Source organism: Chitinophaga sp. Cy-1792, from assembly GCF_011752935.1.
Taxonomy (GTDB): Bacteria; Bacteroidota; Bacteroidia; order Chitinophagales; family Chitinophagaceae; genus Chitinophaga.
On the sequence record NZ_VWWO01000003.1, the window covers coordinates 904,040 to 922,321 of the forward strand.

General features: G+C 45.5%; 14 protein-coding genes. 6 read left to right on the forward strand and 8 right to left on the reverse strand.

The genetic code is table 11. The features are described 5' to 3' along the window. Together F3J22_RS28975 and F3J22_RS28980 are read left to right on the forward strand one after the other, a co-directional pair. Positions 1-1,146, forward strand: coding sequence for an efflux RND transporter periplasmic adaptor subunit (locus tag F3J22_RS28975; protein ID WP_167021463.1), 1,146 nt, complete (start codon positions 1-3; stop codon positions 1,144-1,146). A gap of 293 nt (positions 1,147-1,439) precedes the next feature. Beyond that, positions 1,440-2,954, forward strand: coding sequence for a glycoside hydrolase (locus F3J22_RS28980; RefSeq protein ID WP_167021464.1), 1,515 nt, complete (start codon positions 1,440-1,442; stop codon positions 2,952-2,954). A 74-nt stretch (positions 2,955-3,028) separates the two neighbouring features. Here F3J22_RS28980 and F3J22_RS28985 read toward each other — a convergent pair whose 3' ends face one another. The 3 genes from F3J22_RS28985 to F3J22_RS28995 all read right to left on the reverse strand — a co-directional run bounded on the left by F3J22_RS28985 (position 3,029) and on the right by F3J22_RS28995 (position 6,685). Continuing rightward, entirely contained in the window at positions 3,029-5,143 is a 2,115-nt protein-coding gene (locus F3J22_RS28985) for a glycoside hydrolase family 97 protein (RefSeq protein WP_167021465.1), read from the reverse strand. Between the two features lie 266 nt (positions 5,144-5,409). Next, positions 5,410-6,006: a peroxiredoxin gene (locus tag F3J22_RS28990; RefSeq protein ID WP_167021466.1), complete on the reverse strand. Its 597-nt coding sequence runs from the start codon at positions 6,004-6,006 to the stop codon at positions 5,410-5,412. A gap of 163 nt (positions 6,007-6,169) precedes the next feature. Then, complete coding sequence (locus F3J22_RS28995) at positions 6,170-6,685, reverse strand: hypothetical protein (protein ID WP_167021467.1); 516 nt, start codon at positions 6,683-6,685, stop codon at positions 6,170-6,172. A 377-nt stretch (positions 6,686-7,062) separates the two neighbouring features. Here F3J22_RS28995 and F3J22_RS29000 point away from each other — a divergent pair, with 377 nt between their 5' ends. Together F3J22_RS29000 and F3J22_RS29005 are read left to right on the forward strand one after the other, a co-directional pair. Then, positions 7,063-8,118: a sensor histidine kinase gene (locus F3J22_RS29000; protein WP_167021468.1), complete on the forward strand. Its 1,056-nt coding sequence runs from the start codon at positions 7,063-7,065 to the stop codon at positions 8,116-8,118. After that, on the forward strand, positions 8,108-8,800 hold the full coding sequence (locus F3J22_RS29005; RefSeq protein ID WP_167021469.1) for a LytTR family DNA-binding domain-containing protein: 693 nt from the start codon (positions 8,108-8,110) through the stop codon (positions 8,798-8,800). The genes F3J22_RS29000 and F3J22_RS29005 overlap by 11 nt, the downstream gene beginning before the upstream one ends. A 142-nt stretch (positions 8,801-8,942) precedes the next feature. Here F3J22_RS29005 and F3J22_RS29010 read toward each other — a convergent pair whose 3' ends face one another. Beyond that, positions 8,943-9,692, reverse strand: coding sequence for a DUF3800 domain-containing protein (locus F3J22_RS29010; RefSeq protein WP_167021470.1), 750 nt, complete (start codon positions 9,690-9,692; stop codon positions 8,943-8,945). A gap of 665 nt (positions 9,693-10,357) precedes the next feature. On the opposite strand from F3J22_RS29010, the gene F3J22_RS29015 reads away from it, so the two are divergent. Continuing rightward, positions 10,358-11,044, forward strand: coding sequence for an NUDIX hydrolase (locus tag F3J22_RS29015; protein WP_167021471.1), 687 nt, complete (start codon positions 10,358-10,360; stop codon positions 11,042-11,044). Positions 11,045-11,050: 6 nt separating this feature from the next. Here F3J22_RS29015 and F3J22_RS29020 read toward each other — a convergent pair whose 3' ends face one another. From F3J22_RS29020 to rhaT, 4 genes are all read right to left on the reverse strand, one after another. After that, complete coding sequence (locus F3J22_RS29020; RefSeq protein WP_167021472.1) at positions 11,051-12,400, reverse strand: FGGY-family carbohydrate kinase; 1,350 nt, start codon at positions 12,398-12,400, stop codon at positions 11,051-11,053. Positions 12,401-12,487: 87 nt separating this feature from the next. Beyond that, positions 12,488-13,762: a sugar isomerase gene (locus F3J22_RS29025; RefSeq protein WP_167021473.1), complete on the reverse strand. Its 1,275-nt coding sequence runs from the start codon at positions 13,760-13,762 to the stop codon at positions 12,488-12,490. Between the two features lie 103 nt (positions 13,763-13,865). Then, positions 13,866-15,995, reverse strand: a complete 2,130-nt coding sequence (locus tag F3J22_RS29030) for a bifunctional aldolase/short-chain dehydrogenase (protein ID WP_167021474.1) — start codon at positions 15,993-15,995, stop codon at positions 13,866-13,868. A gap of 20 nt (positions 15,996-16,015) precedes the next feature. Next, positions 16,016-17,071, reverse strand: a complete 1,056-nt coding sequence (gene rhaT, locus F3J22_RS29035; RefSeq protein WP_167021475.1) for an L-rhamnose/proton symporter RhaT — start codon at positions 17,069-17,071, stop codon at positions 16,016-16,018. A gap of 141 nt (positions 17,072-17,212) precedes the next feature. On the opposite strand from rhaT, the gene F3J22_RS29040 reads away from it, so the two are divergent. Continuing rightward, complete coding sequence (locus F3J22_RS29040; protein WP_370459481.1) at positions 17,213-18,247, forward strand: GntR family transcriptional regulator; 1,035 nt, start codon at positions 17,213-17,215, stop codon at positions 18,245-18,247. Positions 18,248-18,282: the final 35 nt, after the last annotated feature.

Genomic DNA, 18,282 nt, shown 5'->3' on the forward strand with positions numbered 1-18,282 from the left:
ATGAAAAATACATTGGTTGTAATATATAGTCTGAGTGTACTGTTGCTGGCCTGTAAAAATGGTAAGCAGGAAGCGGCTACACAGGAGAATAAGACTGTTGTGGCAGATACATTGACGAACGAAGTAGAGCTGACAGCAGCGCAAATCAAAAATGGCGGTATCGAAGTAGGTGCTGCCACCATGCAAACGATGCATTCCCTGCTGCGTTTGAATGGTGTAATAGATGTACCACCGCAGAACGTGGTATCTGTTAGTATGCCACTCGGCGGCTACCTGAAAACATTGCCATTGCTGCCGGGAATGCCGGTAAACAGGGGACAGGTGCTGGCCACGCTGGAAGATCCGCAGTACATACAGCTACAGCAGGATTACCTCATGGCTAAAAGTAAACTCCATTACCTGGAGGCCGACTATCAGCGCCAGAAAGAGCTGAACGAGTCTAAAGCCAACAGCGATAAGGTTTTCCAGCAGGCGAAAGCAGAGTACGAAGGACAACGCGTTACTTTAAGCGCCTTGCGAGAAAAGCTGTTGCTGATCAATATCAACCCTGATAAACTGAGCGATGGCAACATCACCCGTACAGCGAATATCTATGCGCCTATCAGTGGTTTTGTTACAAAGGTGAACGGGAATGCCGGCAGGTATGTAAGCCCGACGGATGTACTGTTTGAACTCATCAATCCTGCGGACCTGCACCTGAGTCTGACCGTATTTGAAAAAGATATCGATCATATTGCAGATGGCCAGGCGATTGTATGTTATACTACCAGCAATCCCGGGGAGAAATATACCGGTAAAGTACACCTGGTTACCCGTAATGTAGATGAGAACCGCGCCGGAGAAGTACATTGTCATTTTGATAAGTACGATAAGCGACTGGTACCGGGCATGTTTATGACGGCGGAGATCGAACTGAATAACGTCAATGTACAGGCGGTTCCTGATGATGCCGTAGTAAGATGGCAGAATAAGTACTATGTTTTTGTATCGGATGGTAAGGATAAATTTACTATGCTGCCGGTAGAAACGGGAACTAACTATAACGGTTATACGGAAATAAAAACAGATTTATCTAAGCAGCAACTGGTATTAAAAAATGCATATGCTTTGCTGATGAAGATGAAGAATTCCGGAGAAGAAGATTAATAAAACAGCGCTGCTGTTTAAGAGGCGAAAGCTTCTCCCGCCGCAGGCGGGAGAAGCTTTCGCTTTTTTATAACGAAGCCTCCGGCTTCGTTATAAAAAAGCGAAATAAAACATATAATTAATGAAAGCATAATACTACCGATACTTTTTTATCCAATCTTTTTCACGACCAGGAAACTTCGTCAGACTTCGTTTTAATCATCGTTAATCCTTGGTAAATTCAGATTGCCTGTGATACTGGTCCGCGTTATTGGGGGGCATCGACTTTCGATCTCTAAACCCAAATTTGAATAATGAAAAAAAATCACCTCCACCAGTTCTCTCTGCCCTTACTGGTAGCCCTTTTTGGTGTCAGCTGCTCAAAAAACCTGGCTGACAACTCATTGCAGCAAATCAACGGCATAAAAGCCGGTATCGCCTCCACTACTCCAGGTGTCGACAGCGCTAACATCTCGCTCAACTGGAGTCAGGGTTATCAGCAGATTGATGGCTTTGGCGCTTTTGCTGGCCGTGCCACCCCTTTCTTCCAGTCGCTGAAACGTGATAGCGCCATGGAATCATTATGGGGTAATACCGGCCTGCAGTTAAACATGATCCGCGGCGAAGTGATGTACACTTTTCCGTTTAACAAATCTACCGGCGCAGTAACCGTTAAACCTGCCGGTGTTGATATCGATGTGGATATTAACAGTGCCGCCTATACGTCGCTGACCGACGATCAGAAGGCGCAGATCTCACAGCTGTGGATACTTAAAACAGTGAAGCAACGTTACCAGACACCGATTATGTTTGCCAGTGCCTGGACACCACCCCTCAGCATGAAAACCAATACCGGCAATGTAAGTGGTACCGGTTTTAACAGTCTGAACTACAACACCAGCTCCACCGACTTCGCTAACTACATCGCTGGTTTTGCCAAATCCTATCAGAACGAAGGGGTTAACTTCTATGCAGTATCGCCGAGCAATGAGCCGGAAAACGTTTTCTCCAGCTGGCCTGCCTGCTACTGGACATCCGGACATCTCGGACAATTCGTAAGTAATAACCTGCGTCCTGCATTGAATGCACAGGGACTCAATTCCGTGAAAATCATCTCTTCTGAAAATGCCGCCTGGGGCACTGCCAACAGCTTCCTCAGCAGCATGGACAAAAGCAATGTGGATATCCTCGCAGGTCATGGTTATGTAGAAATCGGACAGGTCATTTTAGGTAACAAGGGATTGAACCAAAGCCCGGCCATCTGGAATTATGCTACCGCCAACAAACCGGTATGGATGACAGAAGCCAGTGATGACAGTGGTAACTACGATGCCTCTATGGCAGAAGGAATGAAGCTGGCAACCAGCATGCATAAATTCTTCGCGGAATGTAACGTGAACGCCTATGTGTATTGGCTGGGTATGCTGGACTTCCAGAATAACGAAGCGCTGGTATGTACCAAAAGCGATGGCAGCCTGGAGTTTCCTAAAACCTACGATGTATTCGGCCAATTCTCCCGTTTTATACATCCGGGTTATTTCCGCTTTGCGGCTACTGTTTCCAACAACAGCAATATCAAAGTTTCGGCTTACAAAAAACCTGCTACCGGTGAATACAGCGTGGTAGTGATTAACACGGGCACTGTACCAGTTAATTTACAACTGGGACTTACCGGGTTCTCCTCTTCTTCTATTACTTCCTATACTACCTCTGCTGCCAGCAGTGCGCATTGGGCACAAGGTACGCCTGTGGCGCCTGGTACCGGTGGTGCATTCAGCGTGCAGGTACCGGCAAGTAGTGTAGTTACATTTACGGGTACATCTATTTAATCTTATACCAACTTTAAAATAAAAAGGGTGCCTCTACTTTTGTAGAGACACCCTTTTCTGTATTGCTGAGGGTATTACTGTGCAGGAGTGATGCTGATAGCATAACCGCCGCCTGGCGCGCAATTCGTAGAGAGTTTGGTTTTGCTGGTAACAGCAACTTTACGGATCGTATATGCCTGCGGGTTAGTTTTATAATGTGCACCTTTTGCATCTGCGTAGATGGTAGCAGTGTACTTTTTACCAGCTTCGAGGAAGTCGAGGCTGATATTGGAAGTACGTGCATTGTCGCCCTGAACGCTGCCTACAAACCAGTTACCGGTACCTTTCGCTTTACGTGCTACCGTGATATACTGGCCTGGTTCTGCTTCCAGGTATTTGCTGTCGTCCCAGTCTACGGCTACATCTTTAATGAACTGGAATGCATCTTTAAAGCGCATGTAGTTCTCAGGAATATCCGCTGCCATCTGCAATGGGCTGTACATGGTAACATACAGTGCCAGCTGGTTGGCGAGGGTGCTGTTTACGTGAGAGTGGTTGTCAGGATTCATTTTGCTGATATCCATTTCGAAGATACCAGGCGTATAGTCCATCGGACCACCGATCAGGCGGGTGAAAGGCAGTACAGTTACGTGATTGGGTTTATTACCGCCGAAGGATTGGTATTCGGTACCTCTGGCAGACTCATTACCGATCATATTAGGGTAGGTACGTGCAATACCGGTAGGGCGAACCGCTTCGTGAGCATTAACCATGATCTGGTAGTCGGCTGCTTTTTCAACGGCATACAGGTAGTGGTTCAGCATCCATTGGCTGTAGTGGTGTTCGCCGCGTGGGAGCATATTGCCAACATAGCCGCTTTTTACTGCATCATAGCCATTTTCTTTCATGAACTTATAGGCAGTATCCATGTGACGTTCGTAGTTCCTTACAGAGCCGGACGTTTCGTGGTGCATGATGATTTTCACGCCTTTGGATTTAGCGTAGGCTTCCAGGCCTTTTACATCAAAGTCAGGATATGGTGTAACGAAGTCAAAAACATAGTCTTTGGAATTGCCGAACCAGTCTTCCCAGCCTACATTCCATCCTTCTACCAGTACCGCGTCGAAGCCGTTTTCAGCAGCGAAGTCGATATATTTTTTCACATTAGCAGTGTTGGCGCCATGTTTACCGTTAGGAACAGCTTTCGCATAGTCGGTAGTGCCGAGCTGAACAGTGGAGAATTGGTCTGTATAAGCCCAGGTGCTTCTGCCAGTGATCATTTCCCACCATACGCCTACGTATTTGGTAGGTTTGATCCAGGAGGTATTGGAAATTTTAGAAGGATCGTTCAGGTTATAGGTCATTTTGCTGGCGAGGATATCGCGGGCATCATCAGAAACGATGATGGTGCGCCATGGCGATTTGCAGGGCGCCTGCAGGTGACCTTTATTGCCTTGTGCATCAGGTGTCAGCCAGGATTGGAACACGAAGTTTTTGTCGTCCAGGTTGAGGTGCATGCAGGAGTAGTCGATGAGTGCCGCCTCATGCAGGTTGATGTAGATGCCATCGGCTGTTTTCATCATTAAAGATGTTTGTACACCGGTAGGAGAGAAGGTGGTCTGGGATACGTTAGGCGTTACCGCTTTAGGCATCAGGCCACGGATTTCACTCAGTTTGGAAGTGGTGTAGTCGTATTCCTGGGTGTCGTAGTCACCAGGGATCCAGAAGGCAGTATGGTCGCCGGTCATGGCAAACTGTGTATGCTCTTCTTTAATGATGAAGTAGGTCAGATTTTTCTGAGCCGGGAATTCGTAACGGAATCCGAGACCGTCGTTGAAGAGGCGGAAGCGGATGATGATTTGTCTGTCGGTGCCTTGTTGCTGAAGGGTTACCGCCATTTCATTGTACTGGTTGCGGATGGATTTCACTTCACCCCATACCGGGTTCCAGGTTTCGTCGAAAGTGGTGTTTTTCGTATCAGTTACGGAAAAGTTATGCAGCAGGGATTGCGCATCGTCTTTAAGTTCCAGTCCGAGTTCGCTCTGTTTGATTACTTCTTTACCTTTGAAAGTCAGCTCATAGGTAGGAGTGCCGTCTTTCAGCAGGGCGAAGTTCATGACAAATTTTTGATCGGGAGATTTAAGCTGCTGTGCTTTTGCAGCGATACAACACACTAGCCACGTGGAAATCAGAAAAATGTACTTCTTCATATGAATACTTGGATATTTTTTCAGCTGGTCATAGGCCTGCAGGCAGGCTTTTTCTAAACCGGCAAACTACTATAAGTTGAATTTTTGGAAGATGTTGTGTGTATAAGAATTAATGGCGTTCGTATAAAAAAAGCCGCTGTCTCTATCAGGAAAAGAGACAGCGGCCAATTATTCAGGTGGTAAACAGCTGGTTATAAGCATTTCGGATAACCTGCTGTTTATTTTATGTAGATGATTTTATATTATTTATGTATGTAGATAATTATTTATTTATATGTAGCCTTTATATCCTGGCTTTGTTGCAGGGCCTTATCAATGGCAGGGATAATTTCAGCTGCGAAATGCATGGCGGAGCCCTTGGGGTCGATACCGCCTCCCATGCTTATCAGCACGATATTGCCACTGGCATCTAAAATAATATTTTTTGGATAACCACCACCAAAGGCAAGTTTGTTGCATGCTGCTTCGGAGATATGTTTGGGGATGAATGAAAGGTTATATTTCTCCTGGAACTGCTGGATGACCGGATTATTTTCAAATGTCAGCGACAGGAGGGTGAAATTTTCAGCAGCATATTTTTTTGTCAGGTTGGCAAGTTCCGGGAATTCCGCAACGCATGGGGCGCACCCGGCAAACCAGAAACTAAGCATACAGGCACCGTGGGGGCGCGCTATACCGGCGGCTTGGAATATGGAATCCGCATTTGTCAGTTCATAATAGTTCTTTCCCTCGGCCGCTTTGAATTGTGCCTGCCTTAATGCCCATGCTGATGTGGCCGGATCGGTATTTTTAGCGGGAGGGTTGGTTTGTGAAAAAGCTGTAGCACTAAGCAATAGCAGCAGTACAAAAGGGATTATTTTCATAAATGGCAGGGATAGGTTTAATAATTCAATTAAAGTTAGCGGCTTATTCAGTGACTATATCAGGAATCTTTTACATGATAAATATTGTGTCCGGCAGGCTGTTATACGAGAAAGGACGCCCTTTACGGGGGCGTCCTCATTGATTTACAGTAATAGAAACATTTTACTTTGCAGGGCTTCCATCGGGGTTATAAAATAGCTTTTTCTGATCAGTACCGTTGCCAATGGTCACCCGGTAGTACGACTTACGGGAGCTTTCATTGACAAGCTGTGTATACTTGTCAGATTCAATTTGATACCCTTTATATTTTTTCCCTATAGCTTTTACGATTTTATCAGGCAGGGGTACGTCGTGCATTTTCACCTGGGAGGCGAGTTTGGCGCCTGTTTTATCGTACAAAGCGTAATAGGTGTTACCGTCTTTTTCGATACTAATGGAATAATAATCGGCATTGTTGCTGCCATCAGAGGAGATCATCCAGTCTTCCTGGGTGAATTGGGCCGGTACCGCGAAGTATTCCTGTATACTGCCATCGGGGTAATCCCTTTCGGCTGCATCTACTACTACAGCGGGAACGGTAGTTTTATCTACCCGGCGGAAATTGAAGTTTTCAACGGTTTGGGAATAACCAACAATAGAAGCAAAGGCCAGCGTGCACATAAATAGTACCTTTTTCATATGTTATCTTTTTAGGTTACGGGCAATGAGTACTAATCATTGTTATGCGCAGGAAGCAATGAGTAATAAGGAACAGGTAAGAGGCACGGATTGTTCAGAAAATCAGAAAGGGAATTTCCGGGTGTACCGTACCTGGAAATAAGGAGAAATTTTTTATATTATTTTTATTTTCAATGAATTGCCGCGTGTCGTTATTCTTTTCGTCTTAAAATGGGATAGCTGACCGGACCTGTTTTTTCGTATAGTGGTGAACGTAAGGCAATTTTGTGTTGCAGAGCATAATATTAATTTGGTGGATTGATCAGCTGGTTTTACCAATTTCAAATATACGGAACCGTGTGCAGGAGTAGCTTTGGAGTCAAATAAAAGTATTTGCAATGAACAGTATTAAAATGAATTTTTTCCGGCCGTTATTAATATGGTTTTACTGGCTGGTGGCTATCATTCCCATATATGCATTTATAGCATGGGCAACACAGTACGTATCCCCTGTCAGGGAGGATAATGTAGATGATTATTTCATAATGCTGCGGAAGGTTTGGGCGCTGGCAGCCATCCATGTAACGCTGTCCAGGCTGGCATATGTTGCCGGTAAATCTGTTTTTCTTACCATTGTCAATAAAGCGCCGCGATGGACAGCAGTGGTGAATGTAGCTATTGCATTGGCAGCACCTTTCCTCGTAGCACTATTAGTAGCCCGCATTTTCTTTCTGGGTGCTTTAATGCTGGGTTATATTGGTATCCTTGGCTACATCCTGATAGTTCCTTTTGCCATATTTGGTGTGGGCATGGGTATCCGTATCAATTGGCGGGAAGCAAAACAGCAATTGCTACAGGCCGAAAAGCTGAATGCCGTCACGCAGATGGAGTTGCTGAAAGCACAGACAAGTCCGCATTTCCTTTTTAATACCATCAACAACATCGATGCGCTCATCCTGAAAGACCCGGAAAAAGCTTCTGTTTACCTGAATAAACTATCCGGGCTATTGCGTTTTATGTTGTATGAATCTGCCACAGACCGTGTGCCACTGGCCACTGAGATCAGGTACATAGCAGAATATATCGGGCTGCAGCAGATACGCTCATTGAACCCGGACTTTGTGCAATTACACACCACAGGGCAAATGGAACAGCTGTCTATCGCCCCGATGATCTTCCTGCCGATAATAGAAAATGCATTTAAACATCTCCCCGGAAAAACATTAACCAATGCGATTGCTATCCATGTAAACATGACGGCTAATGAAATTGAGTTTGTATGCCGTAATATTTACCAGCCCGGAAAGACCGTTGCTACTGAGTCTGGCGGCATTGGTATGCGGCTCATCACACAACGGCTGGATCTCATCTATCCGCAAAAACATGAACTGAAAATCGATAAAGATGATCAGTACTTTACCGTACAGCTTAAAATGAAACTCGATGCAGCTTAATTGTATCATAGTAGAAGATGAGCCACTGGCAGCAGAAAAAACTGCTGCCTTTGTGGCGCGTGTACCTTACCTCCGTTTGCTGGAAGTCTTCAACGACAGTATCTCCGCCTGGCAATACCTGAAAACACAGCAGCCGGATATCGTTTTCCTGGATATTGAAATGGAGGGAATGACGGGCATTGAAATCATCTCCCTACTACAAAAATATCCGCATATCATCATTACTTCTGCCTATGAAAAATATGCCCTGAAAGGTTATGAGCTGAATGTTACGGACTACCTGCTCAAGCCTTTCGACTTCTCCCGTTTCCTGAAAGCGGTAGAAAAGGTAAGCCAGCAATACCAGGATCAGCCTGCGTTTGCGCGGGATTATTTCTTTGTACATACCGGTTACAAAACACAAAAAATCTTTTATAAAGATGTGCTGTATATAGAAGGTATGCGTGATTACCGTTGCGTACATACCTTACAGGATAAAATACTTACCCTGCAAACATTCACCGAATTTGAACAGCTGTTGCCGCCGGGAAAAATCTGCCGTATCCATAAATCCTATATGGTGGCCACAGATAAGGTTACCCATATAGAAAAAGGACAGGTAGGGATAAAAGATAAAATACTACCGGTAAGCGAAACCTACAAGCAGGTGTTTTATAACGCAATTGGTTTTAAGGAAAGATAAATCTTGCAGAATTTTTAATACTTGAAAAGTTATTTATTAAAGCAACATTTTTCGGTGAATTGTTGTATATTTGAATGGAATCTGAACCAGGCAGAGGCTTGTAGTAGGATTCCCCCGGCGGCGTTAGCTGCCTTTTTTTTGCCTATAACTCAACGACCCCGTAGTTATTCTTATTCGTAATTTTTATTAAGGAACATTTCGTTAATCTTTTATAAAAATTATGAGCTGTCTTTTTCTTTACATAAGCATTCGGCTCATACATTTGCCTGGCAAAGTAGGCCGTAACATCATTCATCTGGTGAATCAATGAATGCTTGGAATCTCGTAAAATTGGATCTTCAATTACATAATTCAATTTCATATTTCTGGCTCCCGGTTGATTCATATTTGGAATAGTATTAAAATGCCTCATTTTGCGTACGAGTTTTCGGAGCTTTTCTCCTTCTGTATTGTCTGAGATAACAATTCCCATATCCTTACTACTTCCAACTCCGGGAAAGTTGCCATAAGATAAAGTGTTCTCAAATCGCATGAGTAAAACATTCCAGGCATATTCAAAAATATCCCGGTTTGGGTTCTGCTGCTTATTTATGCTTACCGAAAAAACACTTATGTATGGCTCGTCGTTGACCCAATCAATACACTTATTAAGGATATCTAACCGATCATTTCTTTTAATTCTGACCAATGGCCCAGGTTTATTAATAAATTCACTGCAATGGATTTCTTCGCCTACAAATAGTCCCTTGTTAACCTTAAGAGATCTTCTGAATTTTACCAAACTTTCAAGTGTAGAACGCCATCTGCTTTCATGGATTACTATTGCGGAGAGTACGAAGAAGTTTGTTGGAGAATTGTTTAAGCCACAATCCCCGCTTTCGTCAATATACATCAAGTACATAGATAATGATATGGTATGGAGATTAACTATTTTATGTTCACATATATGTGTCACTATTTTTATTTTAATAACAATGGAGTAATGTAATGTGCAATAATGGGAATAACATTCACAACAAACCTTAAAGTATATACTCACATAGCAAAACGGAGCGTACAGTACAAATTACATGTATTGTAAAGTACTAATTATTTTAGTATTTTAAAAAAATAAAAACCATTAATCTTAAATGTTGCCTGACGACCACAGATAAAATTATTTATAACGCAATTGGTTTTAAGGAAAGATAAATCTTGCAGAATTTTTAAAATAATTGTTATCTTGACATTTAAATAACATGTTTGAGGAGTCAGGGCTTTGTCCTGGATGAAGTAATTGCATTTTAATATTCCGCGTTATAAATGAGTTTCGATGGGTGCAATCCACAAATATTGGGCTGTCTGCACTTGAAAAGTATAGGCATTGGCCGGGTCATACACCTTCACCGGTGAAATAATGCAGTACCAGCTCATCTGCCGCCCGGGGATATCTACCGGTGGCGCATATACCAGCGTAATAAAATACAGCTATTTACAGACAAAAATTCCTTTCTTCCACGTAGTAGTACTAACTTTACGGTAACACGTTATCGGGGATAAATACTATAACTTTATTGCATGAAGAAATATTCGCAGCAAACAAGGATACTGCTTGCAGTTGATTGTATCATATTTGGTTTTGACGGACAGGAATTAAAAGTACTGTTAATTAAACGTGGCTTTGAACCTTTCAAAGGCCAGTGGAGCCTGCTGGGGGGCTTTGTGCAGGCAAATGAAAGCGCCGAAGATGCGGCGGCGCGCCAGCTAAAAGCCCTCAGCGGACTCGATGGGGTTTATATGGAGCAGTTGCATATTTTCAGTGACCCCAACCGCGATACGGTAGAACGCACGGTGTCCGTTGCCTTTACCGCTTTAATTGATATCAAAAAGTATAAAGCACAGATCCACGACGATTTCCATGCAGAATGGTTCCCGCTGAACCAGCATCCGGAGCTGATCTTCGACCATCAGACGATGGTAAACAAAGCGAAAGACCTCTTACGTTATAAGGCTACCCTGCAGCCTATTCTGCTGGAGCTCATGCCGGTGCGCTTTACGTTGACCCAACTGCAATGCCTCTACGAATCGGTATTCGATCAGCAGTTCGACAAAGGTAATTTCAGCCGTAAACTGTTGTCTACCGCCTTGCTGGTGAAACTAACGGACAAGGATAAACTCAATTCCAAGAAAGGAGCTTTCTATTACAGAATAGACAAAAAGAATTATAAACGCGCCATGATGGCGAGTCAGCTACCTGGGATGTAATTTTTTTCAGCTGCGTAATGCCATTTGATTGGTAGGCGAGGCATAGTATTTCAATTCTATAATCCCATTAGGTACAGGCTTGCTGTTCCACGATTTATGAATGGCCATGGCAGCACCCATTGCTGTGGCCTGGGCCATAGAAGCGGCATAAACTTCTATTCCTTCAAACAACAGCGCCAGCAGGTTCATATACACCTGATTTTTACTGAATCCGCCATCTACAAAGATTCTGCGCACCTGGTTATCGTTCATGACCAGTTGGGTAGATTTATATTGTTGTGTTGCCAGGTCATAGATGAGCTGGTGATAGGCAGTGGCGTCATTGGCAAAAAGGTGCAGGTCGCGCTGGGAGAAGTTGCCGGCAGGTAGTAAAGGCAGGGTAGGATCAAAGTCCATATGCCTGTATTTTACAGCTCCCTGGCCGAAATGTGCGGCAATTCTTTTTATCTGCTGTTCATGTTCATAACCGGCAAACAACCGGGAAGCCTTGATGGGATTGCCCTGATAGGTAAGATAGCAGAGGCAGTCCTGCTGCAGTTCTTCGATGGTCAGCGGTGTATTGTTAAAGGGATTGAGGCTGATGCACCAGGTGCCGGTACTTAACAATATAAACGGCTCGTGGAAGCATACCAGGTAAGGGATCAGCGCGGCGGAGCTATCGTGCAGGCCGGCGCCTATATGGTAGCTGCTACCCGGAAACAGCGGTGGTAACACTTCGGCGGCATTCATGACAGGCGCCAGTTTTTCGTATATGCCTTCCTGATGTACCCACTGATGGTACTGTTGTTTGGTAAAATCCCACAGGTTGGTATGGCAACCAATGCTGGTGATATCGCTGCAGGGGATGCCGGTGAGCAGGTAGCTCATGTACTGTGGCAGGTGCAGCGCGTGTCTGGTTGCAGCGAAAATCTCGGGGTGCTGGTATTTCAGCCGGTAAAGTTGCATACCTGAGTTGAGACTACCCAGCACCGGAGACGCGGCTTGTAGCGGAAACGATCCGGTGCCACCATACTGATGGTAGAATTGTTCCTGTAGTTCAGGAGGATATGGTTTCAGATAGTTATAAAGGGGCGTTAATGGATGACCATCATTGTCGATATAGACAAAGCTGGCGCCATAGGTAGAGAAATTGATAGCTTTAACGGCCAGGTTTTTCTTTCTGAACACTTCGCGGAGCGAGTCGAAAACAGAAAGGCGAAGACTTTCCAGGTTTTCGCAGGGATCGCCATCTTCATCGGTGATCTCGTTGAATTTAGCAGTCCTTTCAAAGAGAATGCGATATTGTTCATCAAAGATGAACAGTTTTTTGTTGGTTTTTCCAACGTCGAATATTACTATGACTGGTGTTGGGTTCATGATACATCCAGCGTAATTAGCCATTTGGTTGATAAAAAAGTAAGTTGGGGGCAACAACACAGATGGCTGAAAGCAAGCAAATCAGCCCTACAATCCTGTAGCGACAGATACGCTGCCTCTTTCGCTGATAAGATTTTTCCTTATTTCGGCTGCGCGGTAGCTGGCGAGTGGTTTCAGGGCGCCGCCGTCTCTCAGCCTTGCTTCGGCTACGAGTGGTCTGACGTCTGTTCTGAAGGCCTGCTGCAGCATTTCCTGTGCGCGTACTACGTCATTCATTTTTTGTGCTTCAGCCAGTTGTTTACGATCGATGAGCAATGCCTGTGCGTAAGCGATCATGATGGCCTCCACGGATTGGAGGAGGTCTTCCAGGGGATCTTTTACGTTATGGGAGGCATCTATCATCCATCCGAGATCGGTGGCGTGCTCCATACCGTTAGCGTCCATACCGTCTATCAGTTCATTGAAGATAAGAAAAAGCTGGTAGGGTTTGATGCTGCCTACGGTAAGGTCATCGTCGCCGTATTTGGAGTCGTTGAAGTGGAATCCGCCGAGTTTGCCTTCCATGAGCAGGAGTGAAACGATCTGTTCGATGTTGGCGTTGGGGAGGTGGTGTCCGAGGTCAACGAGTGTATAGGCTTTAGGGCCTAGTTTGTTGGCGTAGAGGAGTGATTGGCCCCAGTCGCCGACGGTGGTGGAATAGAAGTTTGGTTCGAAGGCTTTGTATTCGACGAACATTTTCCAGTTTTCCGGGAGTGCTTTATAAATTTCCTGAAGGCCAGCCAGCGTATGCTGAAAGGCCTTCCTGAAATTCAGCTGGCCGGGAAAGCAGGAGCCGTCCGCGAGCCAGACACTGAGGGATTGGGAGCCTAATTCGATACCGTAGTTAATTACTTCAATATTATGATCAATGGCTTGATTTCTTGTATGGGCTTCTACATGTTGCAGGGAGCCGAATTTGTAGCTGTGTGCTTGTCCAGGCTGGTCCTGGAAGGTATTGGAATTCATTGCATCGAAGGTGATACCCAGTTGTGCTGCCACCGCTTTAAGGTGTGCAGGGTTGGTGGGGATATCCCAGGGGATATGCAGTGAAATGGCGCCGGAAGATCTGTTGAGTGCATGGAGCAGACCGACGTCCATAATTTTTTCTTCCAGGTTACGTGGTTCACCGCCGATGCCGAATCTGGCGAACCTGGTACCGCCGGCGCCGAGTGCCCAGGAGGGTATGGCGATCTGGAAGGCGCGCAGTTTTTCGATGATGGCCTCGGTGTTGGGAATGGTAGAAGCGATATAATTAAAACCTTTCTGGTGAAGGTCCAGCAATGGTTCGTTGAATGCGGCTATCTGGTATTTTTCTAAGTGCATAACGGGCGGTTTTGACTATATAAAATACTGCTTTTTAATGATATTATCGGCATCACAGCGGGCTGTGATGCCGAAATAGTTTTATCAGGATGGATTACAGGTATTACCGTACGAATGCGTTGGCGATGCCGCCGTCTACATTGAGTACGTTACCTGTTGATTTACTGAGCATTCCGCCTACGAATACGAAGCATGCGTTGGCGATATCTTCGGGGAGTATGATTTCATTGAGGAGTGTTCTGCCGGCGTAGTAGGCGGGTAGTTCTTCCACTTTGATACCATAGGCTTTGGCTCTGCCTTCGGCCCATGCACCTTCCCATATTTTGGAATCGGATATAACGGCATCGGGGTTTACCACGTTGACGCGTATACGATCTTTGCCCAGTTCCGCTGCATTGAGTCGGCTGAGGTGTAGCTGAGCCGCCTTTGCTGACCCATATGCAGCGTTGTTTGGACCTGATACCAGGGCGTTTTTGCTGACGATATTGATGATGTCGCCGCCGGTATTTTGTTTCCGCATTATTTGTATTCCGTGCTGAGTCATCAGGAACTGGCCTTTTACGAGTACATCGTAGAGCAGGTCCCAGTCCTGTTCGGTATGGTCTTCAAGGGGTTTGGATATGGAGAGGCCGGCGCAGTTGACGATAATGTCGGCACCTCCGAAGTGGAGGGCTGCGGCCTCAAAGATTTCCCGGATGCTGTTGTTGTCGGTAACATCCAGGACGCCAGCGATGAAGGCGTCTTTTCCGAAGAGGGTTTCAAAAGAGGTTTTAGCGGTTTCGAGTCTGTTGGTATCATTATCGGAGATAATAACGGCAGCTCCTTCAGCTGCGAATTTTTGCGCGATGGCTTTGCCTATACCACCCGCACTGCCGGTGATGATGGCGATGCGTCCGGATAGTGGTTTAGGTTTAGGCATTCGTTGGAGCTTAGCTTCTTCGAGTAACCAGTATTCGATGTCGAAAGCTTCCTGCCTGGGGAGGGCGACATAAGTAGAAATGGCCTCAGCCCCTCGCATCACGTTAATAGCGTTGATATAGAATTCTGCCGCTACTCTCGCCGTTTGTTTGTCTTTGGCAAAGGTGAACATACCTACTCCCGGGTAGAGAATTACGACGGGGTTAGGGTCACGCATTGCCGGACTGTTGTCTCTGGCGCACTGTTGATAGTATGCCGTATACATGTTACGGTAGGCTTCGAACTGTGGTGCCAGTTTTGCATTCAGTGCAGTTGAATCGCGGAGGTTTTCGTCTGGAGCAAGGCGGAGTACCAGCGGACTAATTTTTGTCCGCAGGAAATGGTCCGGGCAACTTGTTCCCATTGGGGCTAACGTGTCGATATCTTTGGAGTTAACAAATTCCAGTACACGGTGATCGTCTGTGAAGTGCCCGATCATTTTCGTGTATCCGGAACAGTAGCCTCTCAGGATGGGTGCTATTGCAGCTGCCTGGCGTAGCCGTTCTGCAGGGGCTAGCGGGGTGGTACGCTGTCCGCCGAATGGAGCAGGGAGGGCATTGATTTTTTCTGCTACATAAGCGGCGCTGCGTTCGATCACCTCCAGGGTGTTGAGGTAGCTGTCGTAGGAGGTGTCGCCCCAGGTAAACAGGCCATGCGATCCCAGGATAATGCCTCTTATACCTGGATTTTCTTCCAGGCACTGACTTAATTTAAGGCCGAGATCAAAGCCGGGGCGCTGCCAGTCAACCCATCCGATGGTGCCGTCAAACAGGGTTTCAGTAATCTTTTTTCCATCTTTGGATGCCGCGATGGCTATCACTGCATCCGGGTGAAGATGATCTATATGTTTGAAGGGAAGGAAAGCATGCAGGGTGGTATCGATACTGGGTGCTTTGGATTGCAGGTCATAAATGCAATGGTTCACCAGTTCCACCATATCATCTTCCTGAGATATCCCTTTATAGCGTGTTTTAAGCTGATGTAGTTTGTTGAGGTACAATCCTGCCAGGCCGCTGCGTTTCAGGGTGCCAAGGTCCCCGCCGGAACCTTTTACATACATCACGGTCGTGTCTTCACCGGTGAGCGGGTCAGGACTGGTTGTTTTGCAGGAGGTGTTGCCACCGCCGTAGTTGGTCAGCCGGAGATCAGCTCCGAGCAGATTGGAGCGATAGATAAGCAAGGCTACTTCATCACCTTCCAGGGACGCTGCTTTTTCGTGGTCCCAGAGATAGCTTACATATTTAAAAGGTGTTACTGTATCGTTGTTAAAGGACATATTGGACATTTATCTGAAAATCAATTATTTAATGAATTGCCATACCCTACCAGCATTACAGAGATAATGATGACGGTGATACCCAGCAGGATGGTACGTAATGTTCTTTTGCTGACACCTTTCCATTCTTTCAATGCAAAGCCCCACATACTGGAAATCAGGATGATAAAGGCCATATGCAGTATCCAGGAGCTGGGCGCATTATCCAGTTTACTTTCTCCCATACCATAGAAGAAGAACTGTAGAAACCAGGTCGTGCCTGCGATGGCGGCAAACAGGTAATTGCTTACCAGTGGTGTTTTGCGGTTGACATAATCTCCAAAGCTCCTGTTACGTGAGTTGAGGATCATACACCATACGAAGTTGGTGGTCAGTCCGCCTAACATTATAACTACAAAAATGACGTTGTTCCTGAATAGCGGATTGGCCTGGTTGGCGACTGCTTCGCGGGCCATCGGCTCACCGGCTGCTATGGCGAAACTCATACAGGCGCTGAGTATACCGGAGATAATCGCTACGGTCAGCCCTTTCTTCAGGTCAAACTCACGGATAGACTCCTGCTGCTGTGCTGCCGGTAAATCTTTCTCTTTATACATACCTGCCCTGCCACAAATCGCTATACCCACTAAGCAGACAGTAACGCCCAGCAATACAAAATGGCCGCTGCCGTGCTGCAACATATTTGAAAAGGTGGCGCCGCCGTCACCAAAAAATTCACGATATACCGGTGGGATCAAAGCACCGAAGGCGGAACAGAATCCCAACGCTACTGCCATACCTAAAGACATGCCCAGGTAACGCATAGATAACCCGAACGTTAATCCGCCTATTCCCCACAAAACACCCAGGATATAAGTCCAGAACAATGTCAGTAAGGAAGTATGCGAAATGATACTCATAAACGATGGCACAGTCAGCCAGGCTGCAAAAAGAGGGATGATCAGCCAGGAAAATATTCCTCCGGTAATCCAGTAGCTTTCCCAGCTCCATCCTTTTACTTTTTTGTAAGGAATGTAAAAACTACCGCTGGCGAACCCTCCTATAAAGTGAAATAAGACGCCTAATATTGCTTGCATAAGTGGAATGTTGCTAAAGTTGTTAGCTTAATACTACCAAAAGTACCGCAAGCCTTCCGGCTAACTGTCATGCACTGTCATGCTCCCAACTGGAAGATTTTCTGTATCTTGTTTTTTTGCAGACATAATTCAACAGCCAAGGTGATTAGACAACATCCGGTATTCAAGTATTTATATATTGATGATTTTTCTGCCACACCAAAATATTTCCAGCTGGCCAATGCTATCATCAAAGCGATTGCAGACGGAAAACTGCAACAGGATGATGTAATGCCCTCCATTAATGAAGTCAGTGCCGCCTTCGACGTGGCCCGCGATACGGTGGAAAAAGCCTATAAACACCTGAAAAGCATCGGTATCCTGGCCTCCGTACCAGGAAAAGGTTACTTTATTAAACATACCAACCTCGGACAACGATTTAAAATCCTCCTGCTATTCAATAAATTAAGTGAGCATAAAAAGATTATCTACGATTCCTTTGCCGCCAGATTAGGAGATAGCGCCAGCATAGACTTCTACGTTTATAACAGCGATTTCAGCCTCTTCCGTAAGCTGCTCTCCCAAAACCTGGACGACTATACGCACATTGTCATCCTCCCGCATTTCCGCGAACGCTGGGACCATGTAGACGACGTGATCAACACCCTCCCGAAAGAAAAACTGGTGCTGCTGGATAAAAATCTCAGCCGCGTTAACGGCAACTTCAGCGCCATCTATGAAAACTTTCAGCAGGATATCGTCAGCGCCCTGCTACAGGCAAAAGAAAGACTACTCCATTATCAGACCCTGAAAATCATCTTCCCCGAAAACAGTTATTACCCGGAAGAGATTATTACAGGATTCACGGAATTTTGCCGCGATAATGGCTTTAATGGTAAAATTGTAGAGCATATCGAGTCAGAAATAATTAATAAAGGAGATGTGTTTATCAATATCAGGGAAAGTGACCTGGTATCCCTGATAGAAAAAATAAATGACCTACATCTCTCCATAGGAAAAGATGTTGGTATCATCTCCTATAATGAAACTCCACTGAAAAAATTTATCCTCAACGGACTTACTACCATCTCTACCGATTTTGTTTTTATGGGAGAAATGGCGGCAAGACAGATTCTTGAAAAAACAACGGATAAGATTGAAGTACCGTTCTATCTCACGCTGAGACCTTCTTTATAAAGATGATGTTTTGTTATAGTGCCCTTTTCTGTAGA

Coding starts and splice junctions, on each gene's coding strand:
- F3J22_RS28995 (WP_167021467.1), bottom strand. CDS start 6,685: ATGAAAAAGGTACTATTTATGTGCACGCTGGCCTTTGCTTCTATTGTT.
- F3J22_RS29015 (WP_167021471.1), top strand. CDS start 10,358: ATGAAGAAATATTCGCAGCAAACAAGGATACTGCTTGCAGTTGATTGT.
- F3J22_RS28980 (WP_167021464.1), top strand. CDS start 1,440: ATGAAAAAAAATCACCTCCACCAGTTCTCTCTGCCCTTACTGGTAGCC.
- F3J22_RS29000 (WP_167021468.1), top strand. CDS start 7,063: ATGAACAGTATTAAAATGAATTTTTTCCGGCCGTTATTAATATGGTTT.
- F3J22_RS29010 (WP_167021470.1), bottom strand. CDS start 9,692: ATGTATATTGACGAAAGCGGGGATTGTGGCTTAAACAATTCTCCAACA.
- rhaT (WP_167021475.1), bottom strand. CDS start 17,071: ATGCAAGCAATATTAGGCGTCTTATTTCACTTTATAGGAGGGTTCGCC.
- F3J22_RS29005 (WP_167021469.1), top strand. CDS start 8,108: ATGCAGCTTAATTGTATCATAGTAGAAGATGAGCCACTGGCAGCAGAA.
- F3J22_RS29020 (WP_167021472.1), bottom strand. CDS start 12,400: ATGAACCCAACACCAGTCATAGTAATATTCGACGTTGGAAAAACCAAC.
- F3J22_RS28975 (WP_167021463.1), top strand. CDS start 1: ATGAAAAATACATTGGTTGTAATATATAGTCTGAGTGTACTGTTGCTG.
- F3J22_RS29030 (WP_167021474.1), bottom strand. CDS start 15,995: ATGTCCTTTAACAACGATACAGTAACACCTTTTAAATATGTAAGCTAT.
- F3J22_RS29025 (WP_167021473.1), bottom strand. CDS start 13,762: ATGCACTTAGAAAAATACCAGATAGCCGCATTCAACGAACCATTGCTG.
- F3J22_RS28985 (WP_167021465.1), bottom strand. CDS start 5,143: ATGAAGAAGTACATTTTTCTGATTTCCACGTGGCTAGTGTGTTGTATC.
- F3J22_RS28990 (WP_167021466.1), bottom strand. CDS start 6,006: ATGAAAATAATCCCTTTTGTACTGCTGCTATTGCTTAGTGCTACAGCT.